This window comes from Allomesorhizobium aridi (assembly GCF_043769475.1).
In the GTDB taxonomy this organism is placed as follows: Bacteria; Pseudomonadota; Alphaproteobacteria; order Rhizobiales; family Rhizobiaceae; genus Allomesorhizobium.
In genome coordinates this window covers 5,366,791-5,387,563 of the sequence record NZ_CP171729.1, presented here as the reverse complement: position 1 = coordinate 5,387,563, position 20,773 = coordinate 5,366,791, and the positions used below count along the sequence as shown (strand labels likewise).

The window sequence follows — 20,773 nt, the reverse complement described above, 5'->3', positions numbered from 1 at the left end:
AAATTTGATTACCGCAAGCAGCAAGAGCAGACTCTCCGACCGCTCAATGACAGAATTCTGGCGGCAATTTTGTGGCGAAAATCGGGTAGACTTGCCGCAAGGTCGCTCGCGGGCCGCGTCAAATCAGAGGTTGCGGCCGATCGCCAGGTACTTTTCGCGGCGATGCTCGCGGAAATCCATGTTCTGGGAACCGAACTCGCGCAGGCTCCTGGCGATCTGGTCGCCGGTGGCGCTTATCACGGCTTCGGGACCGCGGTGCGCCCCGCCCAGTGGCTCGGGGATGATCGCGTCGATGATCTTCATATCGAGCAGATCCTGCGCGGTGATCTTCATGTTGGTCGCAGCGTCCTTGGAGCGCGTCGTATCGCGCCACAGGATCGAGGCAGCACCCTCCGGCGAAATCACCGAATAGATAGCATGCTCCAGCATGTAGACGCGATTGGCGGTGGCGATGGCGATGGCGCCGCCCGAGCCTCCTTCGCCGATCACCACGGAAACCGAGGGCGATCTCATGGAAAGACATGCCGAAGTCGATCGGGCGATGGCCTCGGCCTGGCCGCGCTCTTCCGCGCCGACGCCGGGATAGGCGCCGGCGGTGTCGACCAGCGTCACCATCGGTATGCCGAAGCGGTCCGCAAGCTCCATGATGCGCACCGCCTTGCGGTAGCCTTCCGGCCGCGGCGAGCCGAAATTGTGCTTGAGGCGGCTTTTGGTGTCGGAGCCCTTTTCCTGGCCCATGACGGCGATCGGCTCGCCGCGGAAGCGCGCGAAGCCGCCCACGATGGCGTTGTCCTCGCCGAAGGCGCGGTCGCCGGCCAGCGGCGTGAAGTCGGTGAACAGCGAGCTGATGTAATCGAGGCAGTGCGGCCGGTCGGGGTGGCGCGCCACCTGGACCTTCTGCCAGGGTGTCAGCGATTTGTAGGCGTCGCGCAGCGCGTCGCGTGAGCGCTTCTCCAGCCTTTTGATCTCGTCGCCGACATCGACCGCTTCGCCATTCTCCGCGAGCTTCTTGAGTTCCAGGATCTTGCCTTCAAGATCGGCGACCGGCTTTTCGAAATCGAGGTAATTGTACATGCGCAAGCCGACCGGTGCCTGAATCTGATAAGGGCCGTTAACCGGCAAAGGCGGTTCCGGGCCGAAAAATGTTGACTTCACATAGCGTCAGCGCGCCGCATCGGCAAGCGGGTGATGGTCGTTGACCAGCCGCACCAGCCTTTCCTCCAGCACATGCGTGTAGATTTGCGTCGTCGATATGTCGGCATGGCCGAGAAGCTGCTGGACCGCGCGCAGATCCGCGCCGTTCTGCAGGAGGTGGCTGGCGAAGGCGTGGCGGATCACATGCGGCGAAATCTTCGCCGTGGCGATGCCGGCGCGGGCGGCGAGCGCCTTCAGTTCGCGCGCGAAGACCTGGCGCGGCAGGTACCCGCTCTCCGAGGACGCAGGGAACAGATACGGGCTTGCTGCCAGCGCCGGCGTTTCGTTGCGCATCGCAATCCAGGCGCGCATGGCGGCGCGCGCCTTGGCCGAGAGCGGCACCATGCGCTCCTTGCCGCCCTTGCCGCGCACGATGAAGTAGCGCTCGTCGCGTAGCGCCACCGTCACCGGCAGGCCCACCAGTTCGGAGACGCGCAGGCCGGTGGCGTAGAGCACCTCCACCAGCGCATGCATGCGTATGGCGGAAAGCAGCGATGCGTGGCTGGCAGAACCATCGGCGGCTTCCGCGGCCGCCCGGTCGAGCAGCCGTCCGGTTTCCGCCTCGCTCATCGTCTTGGGCAGCGGCCGGTCCCTTTTGGGGCTGTCCAGGGTGCCGGTAGGGTCGTCGCCGCGCAGCCCCTCGGCATAGAGGAACTTGTAGAACTGGCGCAGCACCGAAAGCTTGCGGGCCTGCGAAGTCGGCGCGAAGCCGCGCGACGCGATATCGCCCAGATAGCTTCGGATCGCGCTCGCCTCGGCCTCAGCCAGGCGGCCGCCAAGCTGCTCGGACGCGTCTTCCAGGTCGCGGCGGTAGGAGGAGAGCGTGTTTTCCGCCGCACCCCGCTCGGCGCTCATCATTTCGAGGAAGGCTTCGATGCGTGCGGCGCTCCGCATGGCTATTGCTGCGGTTTCGGGTTGAGCCTTTCGGTCGGGATGCGCACGGTCATCTCGCCTTTCTTCGGCTCGACAAACATCACCAGTGCAAACATCGCGCCATAGACCAGTCCGGCCAGTATGCCCAAGGTGACCAGAAACCGGAACAGTGTCGGCATGAACAAGCTCGTCCGTATATATGTGCGCCCGTGTCGTTATGGGACGCAGGTCTGGCCAGTTCAAGGGCTTGAAGACCGCCGCTTGACGCAAACCGCCTTTTCATGTCGAAACGCCGGCTAGCGCATGATCCCGAACAGTTGCAGACTTTCGGAAAAGATCATGCGGCAAAACAACGATCTAGAGCCTCGTTCCACTTTTCGGAATTGAAAGGCTCTGAGGGCCGGATGAGTACAGAGGCGCTAAATCCGACGGCGAGCAGCCATGCCGAAATGCTCAGGCATCTCGGCCAGCGCTCCATCGTCTTTGTCGGGCTGATGGGCGCTGGCAAGACCGCCATCGGCCGCAAGGTCGCGGCGGCGCTCGGCCTGCCGTTCACCGACAGCGACCACGAGATCGAAAGCGTCTCCCGCATGACGGTGCCCGAACTGTTCGAGCGCTACGGCGAGGCCGAGTTCCGGGCGCTGGAGCAGCGCGTCATCCTGCGCGTGCTGGAAAGCGGCCCGCAAGTGCTGTCAACCGGAGGCGGGGCGTTCATGAACGGCCAGACCCGGGCCGCGATCGACACACACGGCGTCTCGGTCTGGCTGAAGGCCGATCTCGACACGCTGATGGAGCGCGTTTCCAAGAAGCAGAACCGGCCCCTGCTCAAGAACCCGGACCCGCGCGGCGTGCTGGAAAGGCTGATGATCGAGCGCTACCCGGTCTATGCGCTGGCGGCCCTGACCGTGCCGACGCGCGACGAACGCAAGGACGTGATCACCGCCGAGGTGATCGAGGCCCTGCACCGGCATTTCCGGCAGTCGGCCACCGCGAACCCTCCGAAGGACAAGACATGAGCGCAGACGCGGTGACGGTGGAGGTCGGGCTCGGCGAGCGCACCTACGACATATTGATCGGAGCGGGATTGATCGGTCGCGCCGGCGAGGAGATCTCCAGGCGTCTGCCGGGCATCCGCGCGGCGATCGTCAGCGACGAGAACGTCGCCGCCTGCCATCTCGGCGCATTATCGGAAAGCCTTTCCCGGAGCGGCATCGAATCGACGTCGATCGTGCTTCCGGCCGGCGAGAAGACCAAGAGCTTCGACGCCCTGCAACAGGTCGTCGACGGCGTGCTCGCGGCGCGGCTGGAGCGCGGCGACGCGGTGATCGCGCTCGGCGGCGGCGTGATCGGAGACCTCGCGGGCTTCGCCGCCGGCATCGTCCGGCGCGGCATGAATTTCGTCCAGATGCCCACCTCGCTTCTGGCGCAGGTCGATTCCTCGGTCGGCGGCAAGACCGGCATCAACACCGCCCACGGCAAGAACCTCGTCGGCGTCTTCCACCAGCCGCGCCTGGTCCTGGCCGACACAGGCGTCCTCGACACGCTGCCCGCGCGCGAATTCCGCGCCGGCTATGCCGAGGTGGCCAAATACGGCCTGATCGACAAGCCGGATTTCTTTGCCTGGCTGGAGAATAACTGGAGGGAAGTGTTCGACGGCGGACCGGCGCGCACCGAGGCGATCGCGCAATCCTGCCGCGCCAAGGCCGAAGTGGTGGCCCGCGACGAGTTCGAGACCGGCGATCGGGCGCTGCTCAATCTCGGCCACACGTTCGGCCACGCGCTGGAGGCGGCTACCGGCTATGACGGCGCCCGCCTTGTGCACGGCGAGGGCGTCGCCATCGGCATGGCGCTCGCGCATCGCTTTTCCGCCCGGCTTAACCTCGCCAGCCATGACGACGCGGCGCGCGTCGAGGCGCATCTGCGCGAAGTCGGCCTGCCCTGGCGCATGGCCGACATTCCCGGCTCGCTGCCCGACGCCGAGCGCCTGCTTGCCTATATCGCGCAGGACAAGAAGGTATCGCGCGGCGCGCTGACCTTCATCCTCACGCATGGCGTCGGCCAGTCCTTCATCGCCCGCGACGTGCCTGCATCCGAAGTGCTCTCCTTCCTCCGGGAGAACCATCCCGGATGAGCGCCGACGCCGTCATGATTGCAGGCGGCTTCCTCGCCCTCATTGTGTTGGCGGTCGTATTCCGTACGCGCCTTCTCGCGGCGTTCGGCATCGAGCTCGGCCGCATCGAACCGCAGCCGTCGGCGCACGAGGAACCACGCGCCGCCGCCGAGCAGCACCGCGACGGCAACCATGCCAAGCAGGAGCGCGGCCGCACGGGCGCGCTGCTCGACCTGCACGGGCTCGAAGTCGCCGACGTCATGGTCCACCGCCTGAACATGCGTTCGGTCAATGCCGACGATCCGCCCGAGGCGGTGGTTCGCGAAATCCTGCGGAGCCCGCACACCCGCATGCCGCTGTGGCGCGAATCGCTCGACAATATCGTCGGGGTGCTGCACGCCAAGGATCTGCTTCGTGCGCTGAACGATGTCGGCAACGACTTCTCGCGGATCGACGTGATGAAGATCGCCGCCAAGCCGTGGTTCGTGCCGGACACGACGACGCTGCAGGACCAACTCAACGCCTTCCTGCGCCGCAAGGCGCATTTCGCCATCGTGGTCGACGAATACGGCGAGGTCGAAGGGCTCGTTACGCTGGAGGACATCATCGAAGAGATCGTCGGAGAGATCGCCGACGAGCACGACATAGACATGCAGGGCGTCAAGCAGGAAGCCGACGGTTCCGTCGTTGTCGACGGCTCGGTGTCGATCCGCGACCTGAACCGCGCACTCGGCTGGGAACTCCCCGACGACGAAGCGGTCACCATCGCCGGCCTCGTCATCCACGAGACGCAGTCGATCCCCGAGGAGAAGCAGGCCTTCACCTTCCACGGCAAGCGTTTCGTAGTCATGAAGCGCGAAAAGAACCGGATCACCAGGCTCAGGATCAGGCCGGCGGTGGAGCTCGCCCCTCCTTCGCCCCGTTTACGGGAAGACGGTGGCCCATAGGGCCGGATGAGGGACAGCGCCCAGCTCTGAAATGTTCGTGTCGCCCCTCTCCCGTCTGCCAGCATCTTCCCAAGGAGAAGACGCTCGTCACCACCTCGTCTTCTCGCCCGGCGCTGCGGGCTCGATCGCCAGTGCGTGCAGCCCGGCGTCGAATTCGCCGGCCAGCACCGCGTTCACCGCGCGGTGACGCTCGATGCGGCTCATGCCGCCGAACGCCGGCGACACGATCCGGATGCGGAAATGCGTCTCTCCCTTGCCGTCGAATTCCGCATGTTCGCCGCCGGCAACATGGTGGTGCCCGGCATGCAGATGGCTCTCGTTGATGACGACCAGCCGCTCCGGCGCAAACGCCTTTTTCAGCTTCGCTTCCATCGTCGCCGCTATAGACATTGCCGTCTCCTTCGCCCACATGTGTCGGCGCCGCCACAAAAAACACCGAAGTTCCGGATTAATCCGCGATTCAGCGGGTTAGGGCGATCCTCGTCGAAATGTCAATTCTTGTTTCGCATCGCGAACACCCCATAAATGGGTCGAGATGAGCACCTATTCGAAATATTTCGAGAAAATCCGCGTGCGCCCGGATCGCAAGGCCGCGGAAGCGGAGCCGCGTGCTCCGGCCTGCCAGTGGGACGGCTGCAGCGAGGCCGGTACGCACCGCGCTCCCGTCGGTCGCATGAAGGAAGGCGAGTACTTCAGGTTCTGCTTCGCGCATGTGCGCGAGTACAACAAGGGCTTCAACTATTTTTCCGGCGTGCCGGATTCAGAGATCGCGCGCTTCCAGAAGGAGGCGCTGACGGGCCACCGGCCGACCTGGGCCATGGGCTCGAACGGCGACGCGCGCTCGTCGCCGGATTTCGCCACCAAACGCTCCGGCCGCGCCGGCTACTACAACCGCGTGCGCGACCCGTTCAACCTGTTCGACGGTCCGCGCGACCGTTCGGAGCCGCGCGAGCGCAAGGCCAAGCCGCTTGAGGCCAAGGCGCTGGAAACGCTTGGACTAACCGTCAAGGCGACTGGCGCGGACATCAAGGCGCGCTATAAGGAACTGGTGAAGCGCCACCATCCCGACGCCAATGGTGGCGACAGGGGTTCGGAAGACCGGTTCCGCGACGTGCTGCAAGCCTATCGCGTGCTCAAACAAGCGGGTTTGTGTTAGACCGCTGTTCTGCTAAAGACCGCGCCCGAGAGAAGAGAGATTGCCGGCGAAGGGTGATGCTTTCGCGCGCGTGGAGATTGATGGTCTAGATGAATAAGGTCGATCGCGACATCGCAAACCTTCCCGACACCACGGTGTCGGTCAAGCAAACCTTCGGCTTCGAATCGAAAATGGTTGTGCCGGCCTATTCGGCTGCCGACGCGCATGTGCCGGACATCGACCCCGATTACCTCTTCGACAAGCAGACGACGATGGCGATCCTGGCCGGCTTCGCCTACAACCGCCGCGTCATCGTCTCGGGGTATCACGGCACCGGCAAATCGACCCATATCGAGCAGGTCGCGGCCCGCCTCAACTGGCCCTGTGTGCGCGTCAATCTCGACAGCCACGTCAGCCGCATCGACCTTGTCGGCAAGGACGCGATCGTCGTCAAGGAAGGCATGCAGGTCACGGAATTCCGCGACGGCATCCTGCCTTGGGCCTACCAGCACAATGTCGCGCTCGTCTTCGACGAATACGACGCCGGCCGCCCCGACGTGATGTTCGTCATCCAGCGCGTGCTGGAATCGGCCGGCCGCCTGACGCTGCTTGACCAGAGCCGGGTCATCCGCCCGCATCCCGCCTTCCGCCTGTTCGCTACCGCCAATACGGTCGGCCTCGGCGACACCACCGGCCTCTATCATGGCACGCAGCAGATCAACCAGGCGCAGATGGACCGCTGGTCGATCGTCACCACGCTCAACTACCTGCCGCACGACAACGAGGTGGCGATCGTGCTGGCCAAGGCCAAGCACTACCGCAACGACAAGGGCCGCGAGATCGTCGGCAAGATGGTGCGCGTCGCCGACATGACCCGCTCGGCCTTTATAAATGGAGATCTGTCGACCGTGATGAGCCCGCGCACGGTCATCACCTGGGCCGAAAACGCCGAGATCTTCGGCGATGTCGGCATGGCGTTCCGGCTGACCTTCCTCAACAAGTGCGACGAACTCGAACGCACCATCGTTGCCGAGTTCTACCAGCGCGCCTTCGGCGAGGAACTGCCGGAGAGCGCGGCCAACGTGGTGCTGGGGTGATCTAAGGCTGCGATGGCGGGTCCCGGCGACAATACACGCAACAAGCCCAAGACCGGCGGCGAAGCGGATGTCTTCAAGCGCGCGGTGACGGTCTGCATGCGCGCGATTTCCGGCGATCATGAGCTGGAGGTCGGCTTCGCCAAGGACAAGCCGGCGCTTGCCGGCAACCGCGCCCGTCTGCCCGAAATGCCGAAGAAGCCGACCGCGACCGACATTTCGGTGACCCGCGGCCTGGGCGATTCCATGGCGCTGAAGCGCGCCTGCCACGATCTCCGCATCCACTCGAAATTCGCGCCGGAAGGCAAGCAGGCGCGCGCCGTCTACGACGCGATCGAGCAGGCCCGTGTCGAGGCCATCGGCTCGCGCGCGATGGCCGGCGTCGCCGACAATATCGGGTCGATGCTAGAGGACAAATACGCCAAGGCCAATCTCGCCGACGTCCGCGACCAAGCCGATGCGCCGATCGAGGAGGCGCTGGCGCTGATGGTGCGCGAGAAGCTGACCGGCCGCCCCGCGCCGAAGAGTGGCGAGCGGATGGTCAATCTCTGGCGCAAATGGGTGGAAGACAAGGCCGGCCCCGATCTCGACGGGCTGGCCGGCAAGCTCGACGACCAGCAGGCCTTCGCGCGCGTGGTGCGCGAGATGCTCGCTTCCATGGAAATGGCCGAGGAACTCGGCGACGACCAGGAGAGCGAAGAGTCCGAACAGGACGACGAAAACCAGCCGCAGGGCGAGGAAAACCGCGAGGAAGGCGGCGAGGACGATTCCGGCGGCGAGCAGTCGCAGGCAGAGGATGCCGAAGCCGCCTCCGAGGAGGAGCAGCAGGGCGAGATGGAAGCCTCCGACGCCACCGCGGAGGACGTTTCCGACGACGAGGACGCCGACGCCGAGACGCCCGGCGAGGCCAAGCGCAAGGACAATCCCTTCGCCGATTTGCCGCGCCAGGTCGACTACAAGGTCTTCACCACGACTTTCGACGAGACGGTGGGCGCGGAAGAGCTTTGCGACGAGGAAGAACTCGACCGCCTGCGCGCCTTCCTCGACAAGCAACTCGCCAATCTGCAGGGCGTCGTCGGCCGCCTCGCCAACCGGCTGCAGCGCCGCCTGATGGCGCAGCAGAACCGCTCCTGGGATTTCGACCTCGAAGAGGGCTATCTCGATCCGGCGCGGCTGGTCCGCGTCGTCATCGACCCGATGCAGCCGCTCTCCTTCAAGCAGGAACGCGACACGAAATTCCGCGACACTGTGGTGACGCTGGTGCTCGACAATTCCGGTTCGATGCGGGGACGGCCGATCACGGTCGCCGCCACCTGCGCCGATATCCTGGCGCGCACGCTGGAGCGCTGCGGCGTCTCGGTCGAGATCCTCGGCTTCACCACCCGCGCCTGGAAGGGCGGGCAGGCGCGCGAGAAATGGCTGAAGGACGGCAAACCGCCGAACCCCGGCCGCCTCAACGACCTGCGCCATATCATCTACAAGTCGGCCGACATGCCGTGGCGGCGGGCGCGGCGCAATCTCGGCCTGATGATGCGCGAGGGCCTGCTCAAGGAAAACATCGACGGCGAGGCGCTGCTCTGGGCGCATCAGCGCCTGATGGCGCGGACCGAGCAGAGAAAAATCCTGATGATGATTTCGGACGGCGCGCCGGTCGACGATTCGACGCTGTCGGTCAATCCGGGCAACTATCTCGAGCGCCATCTGCGCGCCGTCATCGAACTCATCGAGACGCGCTCGCCGGTCGAACTGCTGGCCATCGGCATCGGTCACGACGTGACCCGCTACTATCGCCGCGCCGTCACGATCGTCGACGCCGAGGAGCTTGCCGGCGCGATGACCGAGCAACTCGCCTCGCTGTTCGGCGAGGAGAGTGTCCGCGAGACCCGCCGCGGCGGGCTCAGGCGGGCGGGATGAGCAGAACCGCCGACCTGGTAAATGCCTGGCTGGCGAAGGCAATTCTTGCGCTTGCGCTTTTCGCCTCCGGGCCGTCAGCCCTCGCCCAGCCCGCCGTCGAACCGATCGAAATCTCCGCCCGGCCGATCACGCAATTCCACATCGGGCGCGAGGACAAACGATTCGGGCCGCTGGAATTCGTCGGCGGGCTGGAACTCACGTCCTCGTCGCGCGATCTCGGCGCGCTTTCGGCGATCCGCTTCACCTCCCCCGGTGCGGATTTTGTCGGGGTCGCCGATACCGGCTTCTGGTTCTTCGGAACCATCGTCCGCGACGCCGAACTGCGCCCCGAAGGCATGAAGAATTTTCGCATGACGCAGATGGTCGACGAGAGCGGGCAATCGGTCGACCGGAAATGGCTGGTCGATGGCGAGGGGCTGGCGGTCAAGGACGGCGTCGCGACGGTAGCCTTCGAGCGCAACCACCGCATCGCGCAGTTCAGGATCGAGCCGGACGGCATGAAGGCCGCCTTCGGCGAACTGGATTTTCTGGTGCCGGCCAATGAACTGCGCCAGAACCGCGGCTTCGAAACCGTCGCGCATTCCCATCCGCACGGGCAGCACGAAGGCGGGCTGGTCATCGTCTCGGAAAAGAGCCTGGACAAAAAAGGCAACATCTTCGCCGCCATCATCGAAGGGCCGAACCGGGGCGTCTTCACGGTCAAGCGCAACGGCAATTTCGACATCACCGACGGCGCCTTCCTGCCCGACGGCGATCTCCTGCTGCTCGAGCGCAGCTACACGATGGCGGAAGGTGTGAAGATGCGGCTGCGCCGCATCTTCGGCGAGTCTATCGCCAAGGGCGTGGTCGCCGACGGGCCGGTGCTGCTCGAAGCCGACATGAGTTTTCAGATCGACAATATGGAAGGCCTCGACGTCTGGCTGCGCTCCGACGGCGCGCAGATCGTGTCGCTGATCTCCGACGACAACCACTCCATCCTGCAGCGCAATCTCTACCTGGAGTTCATCCTGCACGAGGATTGAGCGCGGCGCCGTCTGTGCCGGGCTCTGGATAAAACTGCCTGGCCGTCCCTTCGGCAAACCAGCCCGGCAGCGACCAGCGGTCTGGAATATGCTCCCGCGCCCAGATCGCCAGCTGCTGGAGAACCGGCAGAAAATCCGCCCCCCGCTGGGTCAAATGATATTCGAAGCGCTCCGGGTTGTGCTGATACGCGCGTTTCGCGATCAGCCCGTATTCCTCCAGCCGCGCGAGCCGGTCTGCCAGTATGTTGGTCGAGATTTTCTCGGCTATGTCTGCGAGTTCGTTGTAGCGGTGGCGGCCGGCAAAGATCGTCCGCAGCACGATCAGGCTCCATTTGTCGCCCACCAGATCAAGCGCCGAGGCGACGGGACACGGAGACCGGAACTGTGGATACACCAAGACGCACCTCTCGACTTTCATGTTGCAAGTGACTTCGATATATGGTTTCATGCGGCGACTTGCAAAATAAAAGTCACTATGCTGGCGGATTTCCGGAGCGGCGGAAGCCGAGTGGGATACGCTCGTGTTCACGGAGGACAGAATGACGAAACGCTACGCCTTGCCGGTGCTTGCCTATCTCGTACCGACCTTTGCGCTCGGTTTCGTCTGGCACCTGATTCTCTTCGACGGCTACTACAAGGCGCTGCAGATCTATCGCGAGAGCATCATCGTCCCCTTCGGCTTCGTCTCGATGCTGATCCAGGCGGCGATCTTCGCCTATATCTTCGACAGGGCGTTTGCTGGAAGCAGCGACGGCTGGCTGTCGCGCGGGCTGCGTTATGCCGCGCTCGGCGCACTGCTTTCCTGGAGTTTCACAACCATCGCCGTCGCGGCCAAGAACGTGATGACGTCCGTTCCGGACTATCTCGTTATCGAGACGGCATTCACCGTCGTGCAGTGGCTCATGGTCGGTCCGTTGACGGCGCTCGCGTTCGAAACGGCACGCGGGACGAAGCCGGCGCTGTCATAGCTCATATCCACCTGGGCCGCGGCCTCGCCTCACGCCGGGCGGCGCAGATTGCCGCGGGCGTCCTCGAGCCTTACCGGCTGGTCGGGGATGGTGATGGAAAAAACGGTCCGGCCGCCGACGCTTTCGACGAGATCGATGGAACCGCCATGGGCGCGGACCAGCTCGTGCGCGATCGCCAGGCCAAGCCCGGTGCCGCCGCTGCGGGCGGAACCGCGAAACGCGGCGAACAGATTGTCCCTGGCCTTCTGCGGCAGGCCTGGGCCGGTGTCGGCGACGAGGATGCGGCTGACGCTGCCGATCCGCTCGGCCGACACCGAAAGCCGGTTGACCACCGCGCGCTCCCGGTCCGCCGCCATTGCCTCCAGCGCGTTGCGGCAGAGATTGGTGAGCACGCGGAAAAGCTGCTCGGAATCGGCATCGACCTCGAAGGCGGGATCGACCGCGTTGACGAATTCGATGCCGCCGGCGGGGTCTATGCCGAGAAGTTCCTGCACGTCGTCGACCAATTGCCTCAGCCGCAGCCTGCGGCGCGAGGGCGGCGCCTCCTGGGTGCGGCCATAGGCCATCACGCCTTCGGAATAGGAGACGGCGCGGTCGAGCGCCCGCACCAGCTTGGGCGCAAGCGACTGGGCGGTCGGATCCTTTACCGAGCGCAGCCGGTCCGACATCAGTTGTGCCGAGGCGAGGATGTTGCGCATGTCGTGGTTGATCTTGGATACGGCGAGGCCAAGGTCAGCGAGGTGCTTCTGCTCGCCGAGCGTCTTCTGCAACTGCCGCTGCATGCCGGCAAGCTCGCGCTCGGCGACGCCGATCTCGTCGCCGCGATCCTCCGGCTCGATGATGCGGCCAGGGTCGTCGGGCGCCCGGGAAAAGGCAAGCATCGAACCGGTCATGGCGCGGATAGGGCGGATCATGATGCGGTTTATGGCGTAGAAGACCAGCATCGCCGTGATCAGCGAAATAAGGAGCGACAGGAAAGCGACATTGCGCGAGTAGACAAGCATGGCGTTGCGCAATTTTTTGTCGGGCACGACGATCTCGAATTCCTTGTCGCTGTCGCCGACCTTGCCGAACACGCGCAGCATGCGGCCGCCGCCGAAGAACAGTGTGTCGACCGCACCCATCATCGCATCCATCGGCCCGGCCGCGGCAAGATCGATATGCTGGTCGACCTGCGGCGGCATGTCGGCCACCACCAGCAGCCGCGACACGCCTTCGTCGCGAACCGCGATGGCCTTGGCGCCGATCGCCCTCAGCACATCGTCCTGAACCGCGCGCGACAGGCTGGCGGCATCGTCCTCGACCAGAACGGTCGACACGGCGGCCGCTGTGCCCAGCCGTTCCTCCAGCCACCGCAGCCGGAAATTGGCGATCGAAGGCAGGAAGATCAGCACTTCGGCAATCAGCACGAATAGGATCGTAAGCACCAGGAGCTTCAGCGAAAGGCCGCGCGACAGCGGCACGCTGCGGTCCCCGTCGATGGCTGCGCTTTCTTCTGGCGTGGTGTTCTCGGTCATACTCTCCGTCTTCCGGCATGCCGCCGGTTCAACCGAACAGGCGCAGGAAGCGCACCAGCCGGCGCACCAGCGGTTTGCCCGCCACACCCGCAAAATAGGTGATCGCGGCGCGTTTGCCAATTTCGCTCATTGTCGGATAGGGCGCGACGTAGCCGGCGACGTCGCGCAGGTTCAGTCCTTTCGACAATGCCAGCGCCCACATATTGATGATCTCGGCCGCATTGGCCCCGACGATGGTGGCGCCGAGTATCCTGCCGCGCCGGTCGGCGACGACCTTGATGTGGCCTTCGGTCCTGCGTTCAGCCTGGGCGCGATCGTTTTCGGCATAAGGCCAGCGCAGGATGCGGATTTTTACACCGGCCTTCACCGCATCCGCCTCGGTCATGCCGACATGGGCAAGCTCGGGATCGGTGAAGGTCACCCACGGCATGGCGCGGAGCCTCTCGCGCGCCGGCAGCCGAAACAGCAGCGCGCGGATGACGATGCCGGCGTGGTAGTTGGCGACATGGGTGAATTGCAGCGAGCCGGCCACGTCGCCCACCGCATAGACACGGCGGTTGGTGGTCCTCAGCCTACCGGTGACCTTCAGACCCTTCGCGTCATAATCTATGCCGGCCTTTTCGAGATCGAGGCCGGCGGCATTGGCGGCGCGTCCCGCAGCCAAAAGCAGATGCGTGCCGTCGATTGTCTTTCGCCCTCCGTCCGTTTCGATATGAACGCGGATGCCGGTCTTGCCACGCTTCTCGACCTTGGCGACCTTCGCATTTTCGCGGATGTCGACACCCTCGGCGCGGATCTGCCTCAGCACAAGTGCTGCAAGTTCGGGATCGTCCTTGCCGAGCGCCTTCGCCGCCTCGAGCACGGTCACCCGCGAACCCAGCCGGCGATGCGCCTGCGCAAGCTCCATTCCGATCGGGCCGCCGCCGATCACGATGAGATGCCCCGGTCGCCGCTTCAGGTCGAACACGCTCTCGTTGGTCAGGTAGTCGACACTGTCTATCCCCTCTATCGGGGGAACCAGCGGCGACGAGCCGGTGGCCACAACGAAACGTCGGGCGCAGATCTCGAAATCGCCGGCAACCACCGTGCGATCATCCTTGAAGCGCGCTTCCGCCTGGATGACGTGGACGCCGAGCGCGGAGAAGCGGCCAACGGAATCGTTGGGCGCGATAGCTTCGATCACGCCGTGGACATGGCCGTTGACCTTGCGGAAATCGATTTCGGGCTCGACTGCGCCGATGCCGAATTTCTCGCCATGGCGCATCATGTGGGCCTGCTTGGCCGCCGCGATCAGCGCCTTGGATGGAACGCAGCCATAATTCAGGCAATCGCCGCCCATCCTGCCCTTCTCGATAAGCACGACCGGAACGCCGAAGGCCGCCGATGCAGCCGCGACCGAAAGGCCGCCGGAACCGGCGCCGATGATGCAGATGTCGGGAGTAAGGACCTTCGCCATCAAATGCCTTTGCGGGGAACGGGATTGCCGGGCGGTTCTGCCGGCCACGTCAGGCCGCGCGCATCCAGACTTTCCTTACGACGGCGGCGAGAGCCGCGACAAGCGCGAGCGCCGCAAAGGCGATGGTGATCTCCGGCGTAACCAAGTCGCCGACGGCGACTTCCCGGCCGGCCCGCCGCGCCGCCACCAGCACGCTGTCGACGCCCTGGCCGAGCCAGGCATAGGCGAAGGCGCCGGGCAGGATGCCTATCAGCGTCGCCACAACAAAAATCCGAAGGCGCACGTTGAAGACGGCAGGAGCGATGTTGACGACGAAGAACGGGATGAAGGGGGCGATGCGCAGGACCAGGAGATAGCTGAAAGCGTCGCGCTCGAACCCTTGCGAAAGCCTGGCCGCCGCGCCGCCGGCGCGCTCCTTCAGGAACCCGCCGAAGGCGGTGCGCGCGGCTAGGAACAAGGCCGTGGCGCCCGCCGTAGCCCCGATGACGGCGAGCACCGCGCCAAACAGCCAGCCGAACAGGAAGCCCGCGAAAATAGTCAGGACCGAAGCCGCCGGAAATGAAAAAGCCACCGCGACTGCGTAAAGCAGCGTGAAGCCAAGCGGCGCTGCGACCGGGTTGGCCGAGACCAATGCTTTCAGGGCCAGACGGCTGTCGGCGAGGAATTCCAGCGTCAGATAACGATGCCAGCCCATCGCATAGCCGAAGCCGAGCCCGGCCACGATCAGGAGAAGCGGCAGGAAGCGCCAGCGCTTCGCCACGGGTTTCCGCCCCTTTTCGTCCTCGGCCATGCTTGTTGCGACTGCCTCCGTGGCCATTCGTCCTACCTTACGCGATTTTTCCGACGGTCAAGGCCAGTTGATCCACAAAGGGCGCGCATGCAAGCGCATGACGGCGCCTCTCACCTCGTTTTGACTGGATCTTGCGCGGCGCTCACCCCTTCGTGAGACGCGACGTCGGACCGCCGTTAAGATCCAGACACGACTATGGCGTAAATGAAACGGCGCAGGCTTGCCTCGACATAGCTTTCCACGCTTCCCTCGGGGTCGAAACTCCACCAGAGGAGCGAGCCCTGCCATTGCGATGCCGTCAGCAGGCCGATCCCTTGCGGCGCACGCCTGACTTGGGAGAAGCAATCTTCGAGGGCGGTGGACAGTGCAGCCTTCCAGGCAGCGCCCCGCGCCCTAAGGATGGGATCGCGGAGATCTTCGCGCAGGACCAGCAGTCCCTCCGCATAGGCTTCGATCCCGCCATAGTCGCTCGACAGCGCGACCAGCAGTTCGACCGCTCCGTCGGGAGTTTTCGGGACAGTGGCCGCAAGCTGCTCGGTCTTCTCGTCCAGCCGGTCCCAGGCGAGCAACAGCGTGCTTTGCTTCAAACCCGCCTTGTTCTTGAAGCGCTGCACCAATGTCGCTGCCGAAAGGCCGCAGGCGCGAGCTACGCTCTCAAAGGTCAGAGCCTCGGGCCCGCTTTCGTGAAGGAGCTTGAGCGCGCCTTCCAGAACCTGCTCGTCGGATAGCCTCTTGGTGCGCGGCATCTTGACCTTTCGTTTATAACTGAATATTCGTTTATAAACGAAAGGCCGGCAAATGCCAACCTTCGGACAGAAATTCATTGTGAATTCAGCGTGGGAGAGTTCGATGACGCTTCAGGGAAAGATTGCGTTGGTTGCGGGCGCAACGCGCGGCGCGGGCCGCGGCATCGCGGTTGAATTGGGAGCCGCCGGCGCGACGGTTTATGTGACCGGACGCACGACGCGCAGCCAGCAATCCGAATATGCCCGCCCCGAAACAATCGAGGAAACGGAGGAACTGGTCTCCGCGGCGGGCGGCAAGGGCATAGCCGTACAGGTCGATCATCTGATCGCCGGCGACGTCCAGAAGCTGGTCGACCGCATCCGCGCCGAGCAGGGCAGGCTCGACGTGCTCGTCAACGACATCTGGGGCGGCGAGAAGCTCTTCGAGTGGAACAAGCCGGTCTGGGACCACAATCTTGAGAACGGCCTGCGCATGTTGCGTCTCGGCATCGACACCCACCTGATCACGGCCCATTATGCCCTTCCGCTGATGATCGAGCGCCCGGGTGGTCTTCTCGTCGAGGTGACGGACGGCACAGCCGAATACAATGCCGACCACTACAGGCTCTCGCCTTTCTACGATCTCGCCAAGGTGGCGGTGACGCGGATGGCCTGGGCACACGCCAAGGACCTCGCGCCGCACGGCGCGACCTCGGTTTCGCTGACGCCCGGATGGTTGCGTTCGGAGATGATGCTGGAGGCCTTCGGTGTCACCGAGGCGAACTGGCGCGACGCGATCGCGAAGGTGCCGCATTTCGTGATCTCCGAGACGCCGCGCTTCGTAGGACGCGCCGTGGCGGCACTGGCGGCCGATCCCGACCGCGCGCGCTGGAACGGCCAGTCGCTTTCCAGCGGTGGGGTGGCGCAGGTCTACGGCTTCACCGATCTCGACGGCTCTCGCCCCGATGCCTGGCCATACGTCGTGGAAGTGCAGGACGCCGGCAAGCCGGCCGACGCGACCGGCTATCGGTAGGCGGCTGGGGAATCCGGATTTCACGCTGCCGCCGCAACGATTGACTTCGCAAAACCTTGTTTCTATAAGCCCGCTCACGCTCGGGCCACGCGTCCGGCGCAGTTCCGATTGCGCCAAGGAAGGCCGGCGAAGCTCTGTTCACAAAAAGTGGCAGTCTCAAGAAGGGCCGCACACCGCGGTATTAAAACAAATGAAGCGTACCTATCAGCCATCCAAACTCGTCCGCAAGCGCCGGCACGGCTTCCGCGCGCGCATGGCCACCAAGGGCGGCCGCGGCGTCGTCGCAGCCCGTCGCAACCGCGGCAGGAAGCGGCTGTCTGCCTGAGCGAAAGACGGGATCGTTGCCGGATACCGGCAAGCCTGGCCTTCCCTCCCCTGCTCGGCTTCGCAAGCGGGCGGAATTTCTTGCCGTCCGGCGTGGTGAAAAGCGCCGTGGGCGGCTTTTTCTGCTGGAAGTGCTGGATCGCTCCGACGCCGGCCCGCCGCGCGTCGGCTTCACGGTCACGAAGAAGACCGGCAACGCGGTTCAGCGTAACCGCGTGCGTCGGCGCCTCAAAGAGGCTGTCCGCGTTCATGCCGCACGTGACATGCAGCCCGGCAATGATTATGTCATCGTCGGGCGCGAAGACGTTCTCGACGCCCCTTTCGGCCAGCTTGCAGCCGAACTTTCACGCCGCATCCGCTCAAAGCGCTAAGGTCACGGACTAAAGGCCACGATGGAAAACAACCGTAATTTCTTTATTACCATCGCGCTGTCGGTGCTGATCCTGACGTTGTGGCAGGTGTTCTACATGAACCCGCGCATCGAGAGCGAGCGCGAGATCGCCCAAATCGAGGCCGAGCGCGCTGAAGCCGAGAAGAAGGCGCAGCCTGGCACGCCGGGCGCGGCCGGAACCGAAACCCCCGCCGCGCCTGCCGGGTCGGTGCCCGGCCTGCCCGGAACCGACGGTACTACGCCCGCCGGCCGCGAGCAGGCGCTTGCCGTCTCGCAGCGCGTCGCGATCGACACGCCGGCCCTGGCCGGCTCGCTCAACCTGACCGGCGCGCGCATCGACGATCTGCGGCTCAAGGATTACCGTCTGACGGTCGACAAGAATTCGCCCAATATCGAACTGCTCAATCCCTCGGCCCTGCCCAACGGCTACTATGCCGAGATCGGGTTTGTCGGCAACGAGGCGACCGGCTCTGTCCCCGGACCCGACACCGTCTGGACCGTCGAGGGCAACCCGACGCTGACGCCGGACACGCCCGTCACGCTCTCCTACACGAACGACAAGGGCCTTACCTTCAAGCGCACGATCGCGGTCGATGACGGCTACATGTTCACCGTTACCGACACGGTGGCGAATGCCGGCTCGGCCCCCGTCTCGTTGTCCAACTACGGCCGCGTCACGCGCTTCGACAAACCGACCACCGCGTCGATCTACGTGCTCCACGAAGGCCTGATCGGGGTCACAGGCGAGGAAGGCCTGCAGGAAATCGACTATTCGACGATCGAGGACGACAAACTGATCGTCCCCGGCAAATCCACGGACGGCTGGCTCGGCATCACCGACAAATATTGGGCAGTGACGCTGGTTCCGTCGGGCAAGCAACCCTTCCAGCCGCGCTTCGGCTATTTCAGCGAAGGACGCAGCCGCTATCAGTCGGACTATCTGACGGATGCGATCCAGGTCGCTCCGGGGCAGTCCGCGACAGTGGAAACGCAGGTCTTCGCTGGCGCCAAGGAAGTGGCCAGGATCGACGCCTACGAGATCGAGCGCAACATCCGCCAGTTCGAGCTTCTGATCGACTGGGGCTGGTTCTACTTCATCACCAAGCCGATGTTTCATCTCATCGACTGGCTCTACAATCTGCTCGGCAATTTCGGCCTGGCGATCCTCGCTACCACGGTGGTGGTCAAGGCCGTCTTCTTCCCGCTCGCCAACAAGTCCTACAAGTCGATGGCGAACATGAAGATGGTGCAGCCGAAGATGTTGGAAATCCGCGAGAAATACGCGGACGACAAGATGAAGCAGCAGCAGGCGATGATGGAGCTCTACAAGACCGAGAAGATCAACCCGCTGGCTGGCTGCTGGCCGGTTCTCATCCAGATCCCGGTCTTCTTCGCGCTCTACAAGGTGCTCTACATCACCATCGAGATGCGCCATGCGCCCTTCTTCGGCTGGATCCAGGATCTCGCCGCGCCCGATCCGACATCGCTGTTCAACCTGTTCGGCCTGTTGCCGTTCATGGTGCCGGAGTACCTCCATATCGGCGTCTGGCCGCTGATCATGGGCGTCACCATGTTCCTGCAGATGCGGATGAACCCGACGCCGCCGGACCCGACACAGGCGATGATCTTCACCTGGATGCCGGTGATCTTCACCTTCATGCTGGCGTCGTTCCCGGCCGGCCTGGTCATCTACTGGGCGTGGAACAACCTGCTTTCGATCATCCAGCAGGGCGTCATCATGAAGCGCCAGGGCGCCAAGATCGAATTGTGGGACAATCTGATCGGGCTGTTCAAGAAAAAGCCCAGTCCGGCCGAATAGCCGGCCTTCCAACGGAAAGCCCCGGCCCGGCCGGGGCTTTTCTCATTTCTGCCAAATGCTGGTCCTGCGTATAGATGTCGGCACAGCGCAGCGCTACGTTGTAGCATCCATTGCGCCCTGCCCCCATTGCCGACTGGACGGACCCTGTCATGGACGGACCCAACCCCGCGATCAAACATCCCATTCCCTTGCACCCGCGCGTCGGCTTCCTGAAATCGCTGGTCACGGCCGAGAACATCGAGATCGGCGATTACACCTATTATGACGATCCGGACGGACCCGACCGCTTCGCCGAAAAATGCGTGCTGCATCACTACCCATTCATCGGCGACAAGCTCATCATCGGCCGCTTCTGTGCCATCGCCGAAGGCGCCCGCTTCATCATGAACGGCGCCAACCACGCGATGTCCGGCTTTTCGACTTACCCGTTCAACATTTTCGGGCATGGCTGGGAAGAAGGCTTCGACCCGCGCACCTGGGCGAAGGAAAACCGCGGCAACACTGTCGTCAGCAATGACGTCTGGATCGGCATGGAGGCGCTGATCCTGCCCGGCGTGACCATCGGCGACGGCGCGATCGTCGCAGCCAAATCCGTCGTCACGCACGACGTGCCAGACTATGCGATCGTCGCCGGCAATCCGGCCAAGGTGGTGAAGTTGCGCTACGACAGGATGACGATAAAGCGGCTCCTGGCCATTGCATGGTGGAACTGGCCGGCCGATAAGCTCACCCGCAATCTCGACGCCATACGCGGTGCCGACATCGACCGCCTGGAGGCAGCAGTTTGAACGAAGAGACACGAAACGGCATGGCAGCGGAAGTCGCGAGCGACCTGTTTTCTGTGCCATGGATCTTCATTCGCGGCGTTCCGTCGATGAAGTTCCTGCCGCCGGAAGGGCCGGTCGAGATCGCCTTTGCCGGCCGCTCCAATGTCGGCAAGTCGTCGCTGATCAACGCGCTCGTCGGCCAGAAGGGCCTCGCCCGCACCTCGAACACGCCCGGCCGTACCCAGGAACTCAACTATTTTGTTCCCGACGGCTATTCCGGCGAAGGCGCCGACCTGCCGCCGATGGCGCTGGTCGACATGCCCGGCTACGGCTACGCCACCGCGCCCAAGGAAAAGGTCGACGAGTGGACCAAGCTCGTCTTCGACTATCTCAAGGGCCGGGCGACGCTGAAGCGCGTCTATGTGCTGATCGACGCGCGGCATGGCGTCAAGAAGAACGACGAAGAGGTGCTGCGGCTGCTCGACAAGGCCGCGGTCTCCTACCAGATCGTCCTGACCAAGACCGACAAGATCAAGGCCGCCGGCATTCCGCGGCTGATCTCCGAGACGCTGGAAAAAATCCGCAAGCGCCCCGCCGCCTTCCCGACGGTCATCGCCACCTCCTCGGAAAAAGGCGACGGCATGGACGAACTGCGCGAGGCGATCGCCCTGGCGGTCCGGGGCGGGTGAGGAAG

The 20,773-nt window shown here is 64.2% G+C and carries 23 protein-coding genes; 14 read left to right on the top strand and 9 right to left on the bottom strand.

Annotation, left to right across the window (positions count from 1 at the left end; translation table 11 throughout):
- Positions 1 to 123 precede the first annotated feature (123 nt).
- The 3 genes from ACG873_RS28720 to ACG873_RS28710 form a co-directional block, all read right to left on the bottom strand.
- Positions 124 to 1,074 carry an acetyl-CoA carboxylase carboxyltransferase subunit alpha gene (locus tag ACG873_RS28720; RefSeq protein ID WP_394889218.1) on the bottom strand — a complete coding sequence of 317 codons (951 nt, stop codon included), beginning with the start codon at positions 1,072 to 1,074 and terminating at the stop codon, positions 124 to 126.
- 87 nt (positions 1,075 to 1,161) lie between these two features.
- Positions 1,162 to 2,088, bottom strand: a complete 927-nt coding sequence (locus ACG873_RS28715; protein WP_394889217.1) for a site-specific tyrosine recombinase XerD — start codon at positions 2,086 to 2,088, stop codon at positions 1,162 to 1,164.
- Between the two features lie 2 nt (positions 2,089 to 2,090).
- Positions 2,091 to 2,246, bottom strand: a complete 156-nt coding sequence (locus ACG873_RS28710; RefSeq protein ID WP_394889216.1) for a histidine kinase — start codon at positions 2,244 to 2,246, stop codon at positions 2,091 to 2,093.
- 225 nt (positions 2,247 to 2,471) lie between these two features.
- Between ACG873_RS28710 and ACG873_RS28705 the strand changes: the two genes are divergently transcribed.
- The 3 genes from ACG873_RS28705 to ACG873_RS28695 are packed head-to-tail and all read left to right on the top strand — an operon-like array spanning position 2,472 to position 5,124.
- Entirely contained in the window at positions 2,472 to 3,083 is a 612-nt protein-coding gene (locus tag ACG873_RS28705; RefSeq protein WP_394889215.1) for a shikimate kinase, read from the top strand.
- Positions 3,080 to 4,198: a 3-dehydroquinate synthase gene (aroB, locus tag ACG873_RS28700; RefSeq protein WP_394889214.1), complete on the top strand. Its 1,119-nt coding sequence runs from the start codon at positions 3,080 to 3,082 to the stop codon at positions 4,196 to 4,198. The genes ACG873_RS28705 and aroB overlap by 4 nt, the downstream gene beginning before the upstream one ends.
- On the top strand, positions 4,195 to 5,124 hold the full coding sequence (locus tag ACG873_RS28695) for an HlyC/CorC family transporter (protein ID WP_394889213.1): 930 nt from the start codon (positions 4,195 to 4,197) through the stop codon (positions 5,122 to 5,124). The genes aroB and ACG873_RS28695 overlap by 4 nt, the downstream gene beginning before the upstream one ends.
- 87 nt (positions 5,125 to 5,211) lie before the next feature.
- Here the strand turns inward: ACG873_RS28695 and ACG873_RS28690 are convergent, their stop codons facing one another.
- Positions 5,212 to 5,514, bottom strand: a complete 303-nt coding sequence (locus tag ACG873_RS28690; protein ID WP_394889212.1) for a BolA family protein — start codon at positions 5,512 to 5,514, stop codon at positions 5,212 to 5,214.
- Between the two features lie 145 nt (positions 5,515 to 5,659).
- Between ACG873_RS28690 and ACG873_RS28685 the strand changes: the two genes are divergently transcribed.
- From ACG873_RS28685 to ACG873_RS28670, 4 genes are all read left to right on the top strand, one after another.
- Entirely contained in the window at positions 5,660 to 6,280 is a 621-nt protein-coding gene (locus ACG873_RS28685; protein ID WP_394889211.1) for a J domain-containing protein, read from the top strand.
- Between the two features lie 89 nt (positions 6,281 to 6,369).
- Complete coding sequence (cobS, locus tag ACG873_RS28680; RefSeq protein ID WP_394889209.1) at positions 6,370 to 7,356, top strand: cobaltochelatase subunit CobS; 987 nt, start codon at positions 6,370 to 6,372, stop codon at positions 7,354 to 7,356.
- 12 nt (positions 7,357 to 7,368) lie between these two features.
- On the top strand, positions 7,369 to 9,267 hold the full coding sequence (gene cobT, locus ACG873_RS28675; RefSeq protein ID WP_394889207.1) for a cobaltochelatase subunit CobT: 1,899 nt from the start codon (positions 7,369 to 7,371) through the stop codon (positions 9,265 to 9,267).
- Positions 9,264 to 10,289: an esterase-like activity of phytase family protein gene (locus tag ACG873_RS28670; protein ID WP_394889206.1), complete on the top strand. Its 1,026-nt coding sequence runs from the start codon at positions 9,264 to 9,266 to the stop codon at positions 10,287 to 10,289. Before cobT ends, ACG873_RS28670 begins: the two co-directional genes overlap by 4 nt.
- On the opposite strand, the gene ACG873_RS28665 is transcribed toward ACG873_RS28670, so the two are convergent.
- Positions 10,270 to 10,632, bottom strand: coding sequence for a winged helix-turn-helix transcriptional regulator (locus ACG873_RS28665; protein WP_394889204.1), 363 nt, complete (start codon positions 10,630 to 10,632; stop codon positions 10,270 to 10,272). The genes ACG873_RS28670 and ACG873_RS28665 overlap by 20 nt on opposite strands.
- Positions 10,633 to 10,828: 196 nt before the next feature.
- Between ACG873_RS28665 and ACG873_RS28660 the strand changes: the two genes are divergently transcribed.
- The gene (locus tag ACG873_RS28660) at positions 10,829 to 11,257 is read left to right on the top strand and encodes a hypothetical protein (protein WP_394889203.1); all 429 of its coding nucleotides are present in this window, start codon (positions 10,829 to 10,831) and stop codon (positions 11,255 to 11,257) included.
- A gap of 29 nt (positions 11,258 to 11,286) precedes the next feature.
- On the opposite strand, the gene ACG873_RS28655 is transcribed toward ACG873_RS28660, so the two are convergent.
- From ACG873_RS28655 to ACG873_RS28640, 4 genes are all read right to left on the bottom strand, one after another.
- The gene (locus ACG873_RS28655; protein WP_394889202.1) at positions 11,287 to 12,774 is read right to left on the bottom strand and encodes an ATP-binding protein; all 1,488 of its coding nucleotides are present in this window, start codon (positions 12,772 to 12,774) and stop codon (positions 11,287 to 11,289) included.
- Positions 12,775 to 12,802: 28 nt separating this feature from the next.
- On the bottom strand, positions 12,803 to 14,230 hold the full coding sequence (locus ACG873_RS28650) for a dihydrolipoyl dehydrogenase family protein (protein ID WP_394889201.1): 1,428 nt from the start codon (positions 14,228 to 14,230) through the stop codon (positions 12,803 to 12,805).
- Positions 14,231 to 14,279: 49 nt separating this feature from the next.
- Complete coding sequence (locus tag ACG873_RS28645; protein ID WP_394889200.1) at positions 14,280 to 15,047, bottom strand: TVP38/TMEM64 family protein; 768 nt, start codon at positions 15,045 to 15,047, stop codon at positions 14,280 to 14,282.
- Positions 15,048 to 15,196: 149 nt separating this feature from the next.
- On the bottom strand, positions 15,197 to 15,766 hold the full coding sequence (locus ACG873_RS28640) for a TetR family transcriptional regulator (RefSeq protein ID WP_394889199.1): 570 nt from the start codon (positions 15,764 to 15,766) through the stop codon (positions 15,197 to 15,199).
- A 103-nt stretch (positions 15,767 to 15,869) separates the two neighbouring features.
- Here ACG873_RS28640 and ACG873_RS28635 point away from each other — a divergent pair, with 103 nt between their 5' ends.
- From ACG873_RS28635 to yihA, 6 genes are all read left to right on the top strand, one after another.
- On the top strand, positions 15,870 to 16,778 hold the full coding sequence (locus ACG873_RS28635) for an SDR family oxidoreductase (protein WP_394889197.1): 909 nt from the start codon (positions 15,870 to 15,872) through the stop codon (positions 16,776 to 16,778).
- A 190-nt stretch (positions 16,779 to 16,968) separates the two neighbouring features.
- Positions 16,969 to 17,103 carry a 50S ribosomal protein L34 gene (gene rpmH, locus ACG873_RS28630; RefSeq protein ID WP_008833937.1) on the top strand — a complete coding sequence of 45 codons (135 nt, stop codon included), beginning with the start codon at positions 16,969 to 16,971 and terminating at the stop codon, positions 17,101 to 17,103.
- A gap of 16 nt (positions 17,104 to 17,119) precedes the next feature.
- The gene (rnpA, locus tag ACG873_RS28625; protein ID WP_394889186.1) at positions 17,120 to 17,473 is read left to right on the top strand and encodes a ribonuclease P protein component; all 354 of its coding nucleotides are present in this window, start codon (positions 17,120 to 17,122) and stop codon (positions 17,471 to 17,473) included.
- A 21-nt stretch (positions 17,474 to 17,494) separates the two neighbouring features.
- On the top strand, positions 17,495 to 19,312 hold the full coding sequence (yidC, locus tag ACG873_RS28620) for a membrane protein insertase YidC (protein ID WP_394889185.1): 1,818 nt from the start codon (positions 17,495 to 17,497) through the stop codon (positions 19,310 to 19,312).
- Positions 19,313 to 19,461: 149 nt separating this feature from the next.
- Complete coding sequence (locus ACG873_RS28615) at positions 19,462 to 20,100, top strand: CatB-related O-acetyltransferase (RefSeq protein WP_394889183.1); 639 nt, start codon at positions 19,462 to 19,464, stop codon at positions 20,098 to 20,100.
- Positions 20,101 to 20,120: 20 nt separating this feature from the next.
- Entirely contained in the window at positions 20,121 to 20,768 is a 648-nt protein-coding gene (gene yihA / locus ACG873_RS28610; protein WP_394893752.1) for a ribosome biogenesis GTP-binding protein YihA/YsxC, read from the top strand.
- The last annotated feature ends 5 nt before the right edge of the window (positions 20,769 to 20,773 follow it).

Bases quoted from the DNA above. Each gene is read 5' to 3' on its own strand.
- ACG873_RS28720 (WP_394889218.1), bottom strand. From the start codon at position 1,074: ATGTACAATTACCTCGATTTCGAAAAGCCGGTCGCCGATCTTGAAGGC.
- ACG873_RS28715 (WP_394889217.1), bottom strand. From the start codon at position 2,088: ATGCGGAGCGCCGCACGCATCGAAGCCTTCCTCGAAATGATGAGCGCC.
- ACG873_RS28710 (WP_394889216.1), bottom strand. From the start codon at position 2,246: ATGCCGACACTGTTCCGGTTTCTGGTCACCTTGGGCATACTGGCCGGA.
- ACG873_RS28705 (WP_394889215.1), top strand. From the start codon at position 2,472: ATGAGTACAGAGGCGCTAAATCCGACGGCGAGCAGCCATGCCGAAATG.
- aroB (WP_394889214.1), top strand. From the start codon at position 3,080: ATGAGCGCAGACGCGGTGACGGTGGAGGTCGGGCTCGGCGAGCGCACC.
- ACG873_RS28695 (WP_394889213.1), top strand. From the start codon at position 4,195: ATGAGCGCCGACGCCGTCATGATTGCAGGCGGCTTCCTCGCCCTCATT.
- ACG873_RS28690 (WP_394889212.1), bottom strand. From the start codon at position 5,514: ATGTCTATAGCGGCGACGATGGAAGCGAAGCTGAAAAAGGCGTTTGCG.
- ACG873_RS28685 (WP_394889211.1), top strand. From the start codon at position 5,660: ATGAGCACCTATTCGAAATATTTCGAGAAAATCCGCGTGCGCCCGGAT.
- cobS (WP_394889209.1), top strand. From the start codon at position 6,370: ATGAATAAGGTCGATCGCGACATCGCAAACCTTCCCGACACCACGGTG.
- cobT (WP_394889207.1), top strand. From the start codon at position 7,369: ATGGCGGGTCCCGGCGACAATACACGCAACAAGCCCAAGACCGGCGGC.
- ACG873_RS28670 (WP_394889206.1), top strand. From the start codon at position 9,264: ATGAGCAGAACCGCCGACCTGGTAAATGCCTGGCTGGCGAAGGCAATT.
- ACG873_RS28660 (WP_394889203.1), top strand. From the start codon at position 10,829: ATGACGAAACGCTACGCCTTGCCGGTGCTTGCCTATCTCGTACCGACC.
- ACG873_RS28655 (WP_394889202.1), bottom strand. From the start codon at position 12,774: ATGACCGAGAACACCACGCCAGAAGAAAGCGCAGCCATCGACGGGGAC.
- ACG873_RS28650 (WP_394889201.1), bottom strand. From the start codon at position 14,230: ATGGCGAAGGTCCTTACTCCCGACATCTGCATCATCGGCGCCGGTTCC.
- ACG873_RS28645 (WP_394889200.1), bottom strand. From the start codon at position 15,047: ATGGCCACGGAGGCAGTCGCAACAAGCATGGCCGAGGACGAAAAGGGG.
- ACG873_RS28640 (WP_394889199.1), bottom strand. From the start codon at position 15,766: ATGCCGCGCACCAAGAGGCTATCCGACGAGCAGGTTCTGGAAGGCGCG.
- ACG873_RS28635 (WP_394889197.1), top strand. From the start codon at position 15,870: ATGACGCTTCAGGGAAAGATTGCGTTGGTTGCGGGCGCAACGCGCGGC.
- rpmH (WP_008833937.1), top strand. From the start codon at position 16,969: ATGAAGCGTACCTATCAGCCATCCAAACTCGTCCGCAAGCGCCGGCAC.
- yidC (WP_394889185.1), top strand. From the start codon at position 17,495: ATGGAAAACAACCGTAATTTCTTTATTACCATCGCGCTGTCGGTGCTG.
- ACG873_RS28615 (WP_394889183.1), top strand. From the start codon at position 19,462: ATGGACGGACCCAACCCCGCGATCAAACATCCCATTCCCTTGCACCCG.
- yihA (WP_394893752.1), top strand. From the start codon at position 20,121: ATGGCAGCGGAAGTCGCGAGCGACCTGTTTTCTGTGCCATGGATCTTC.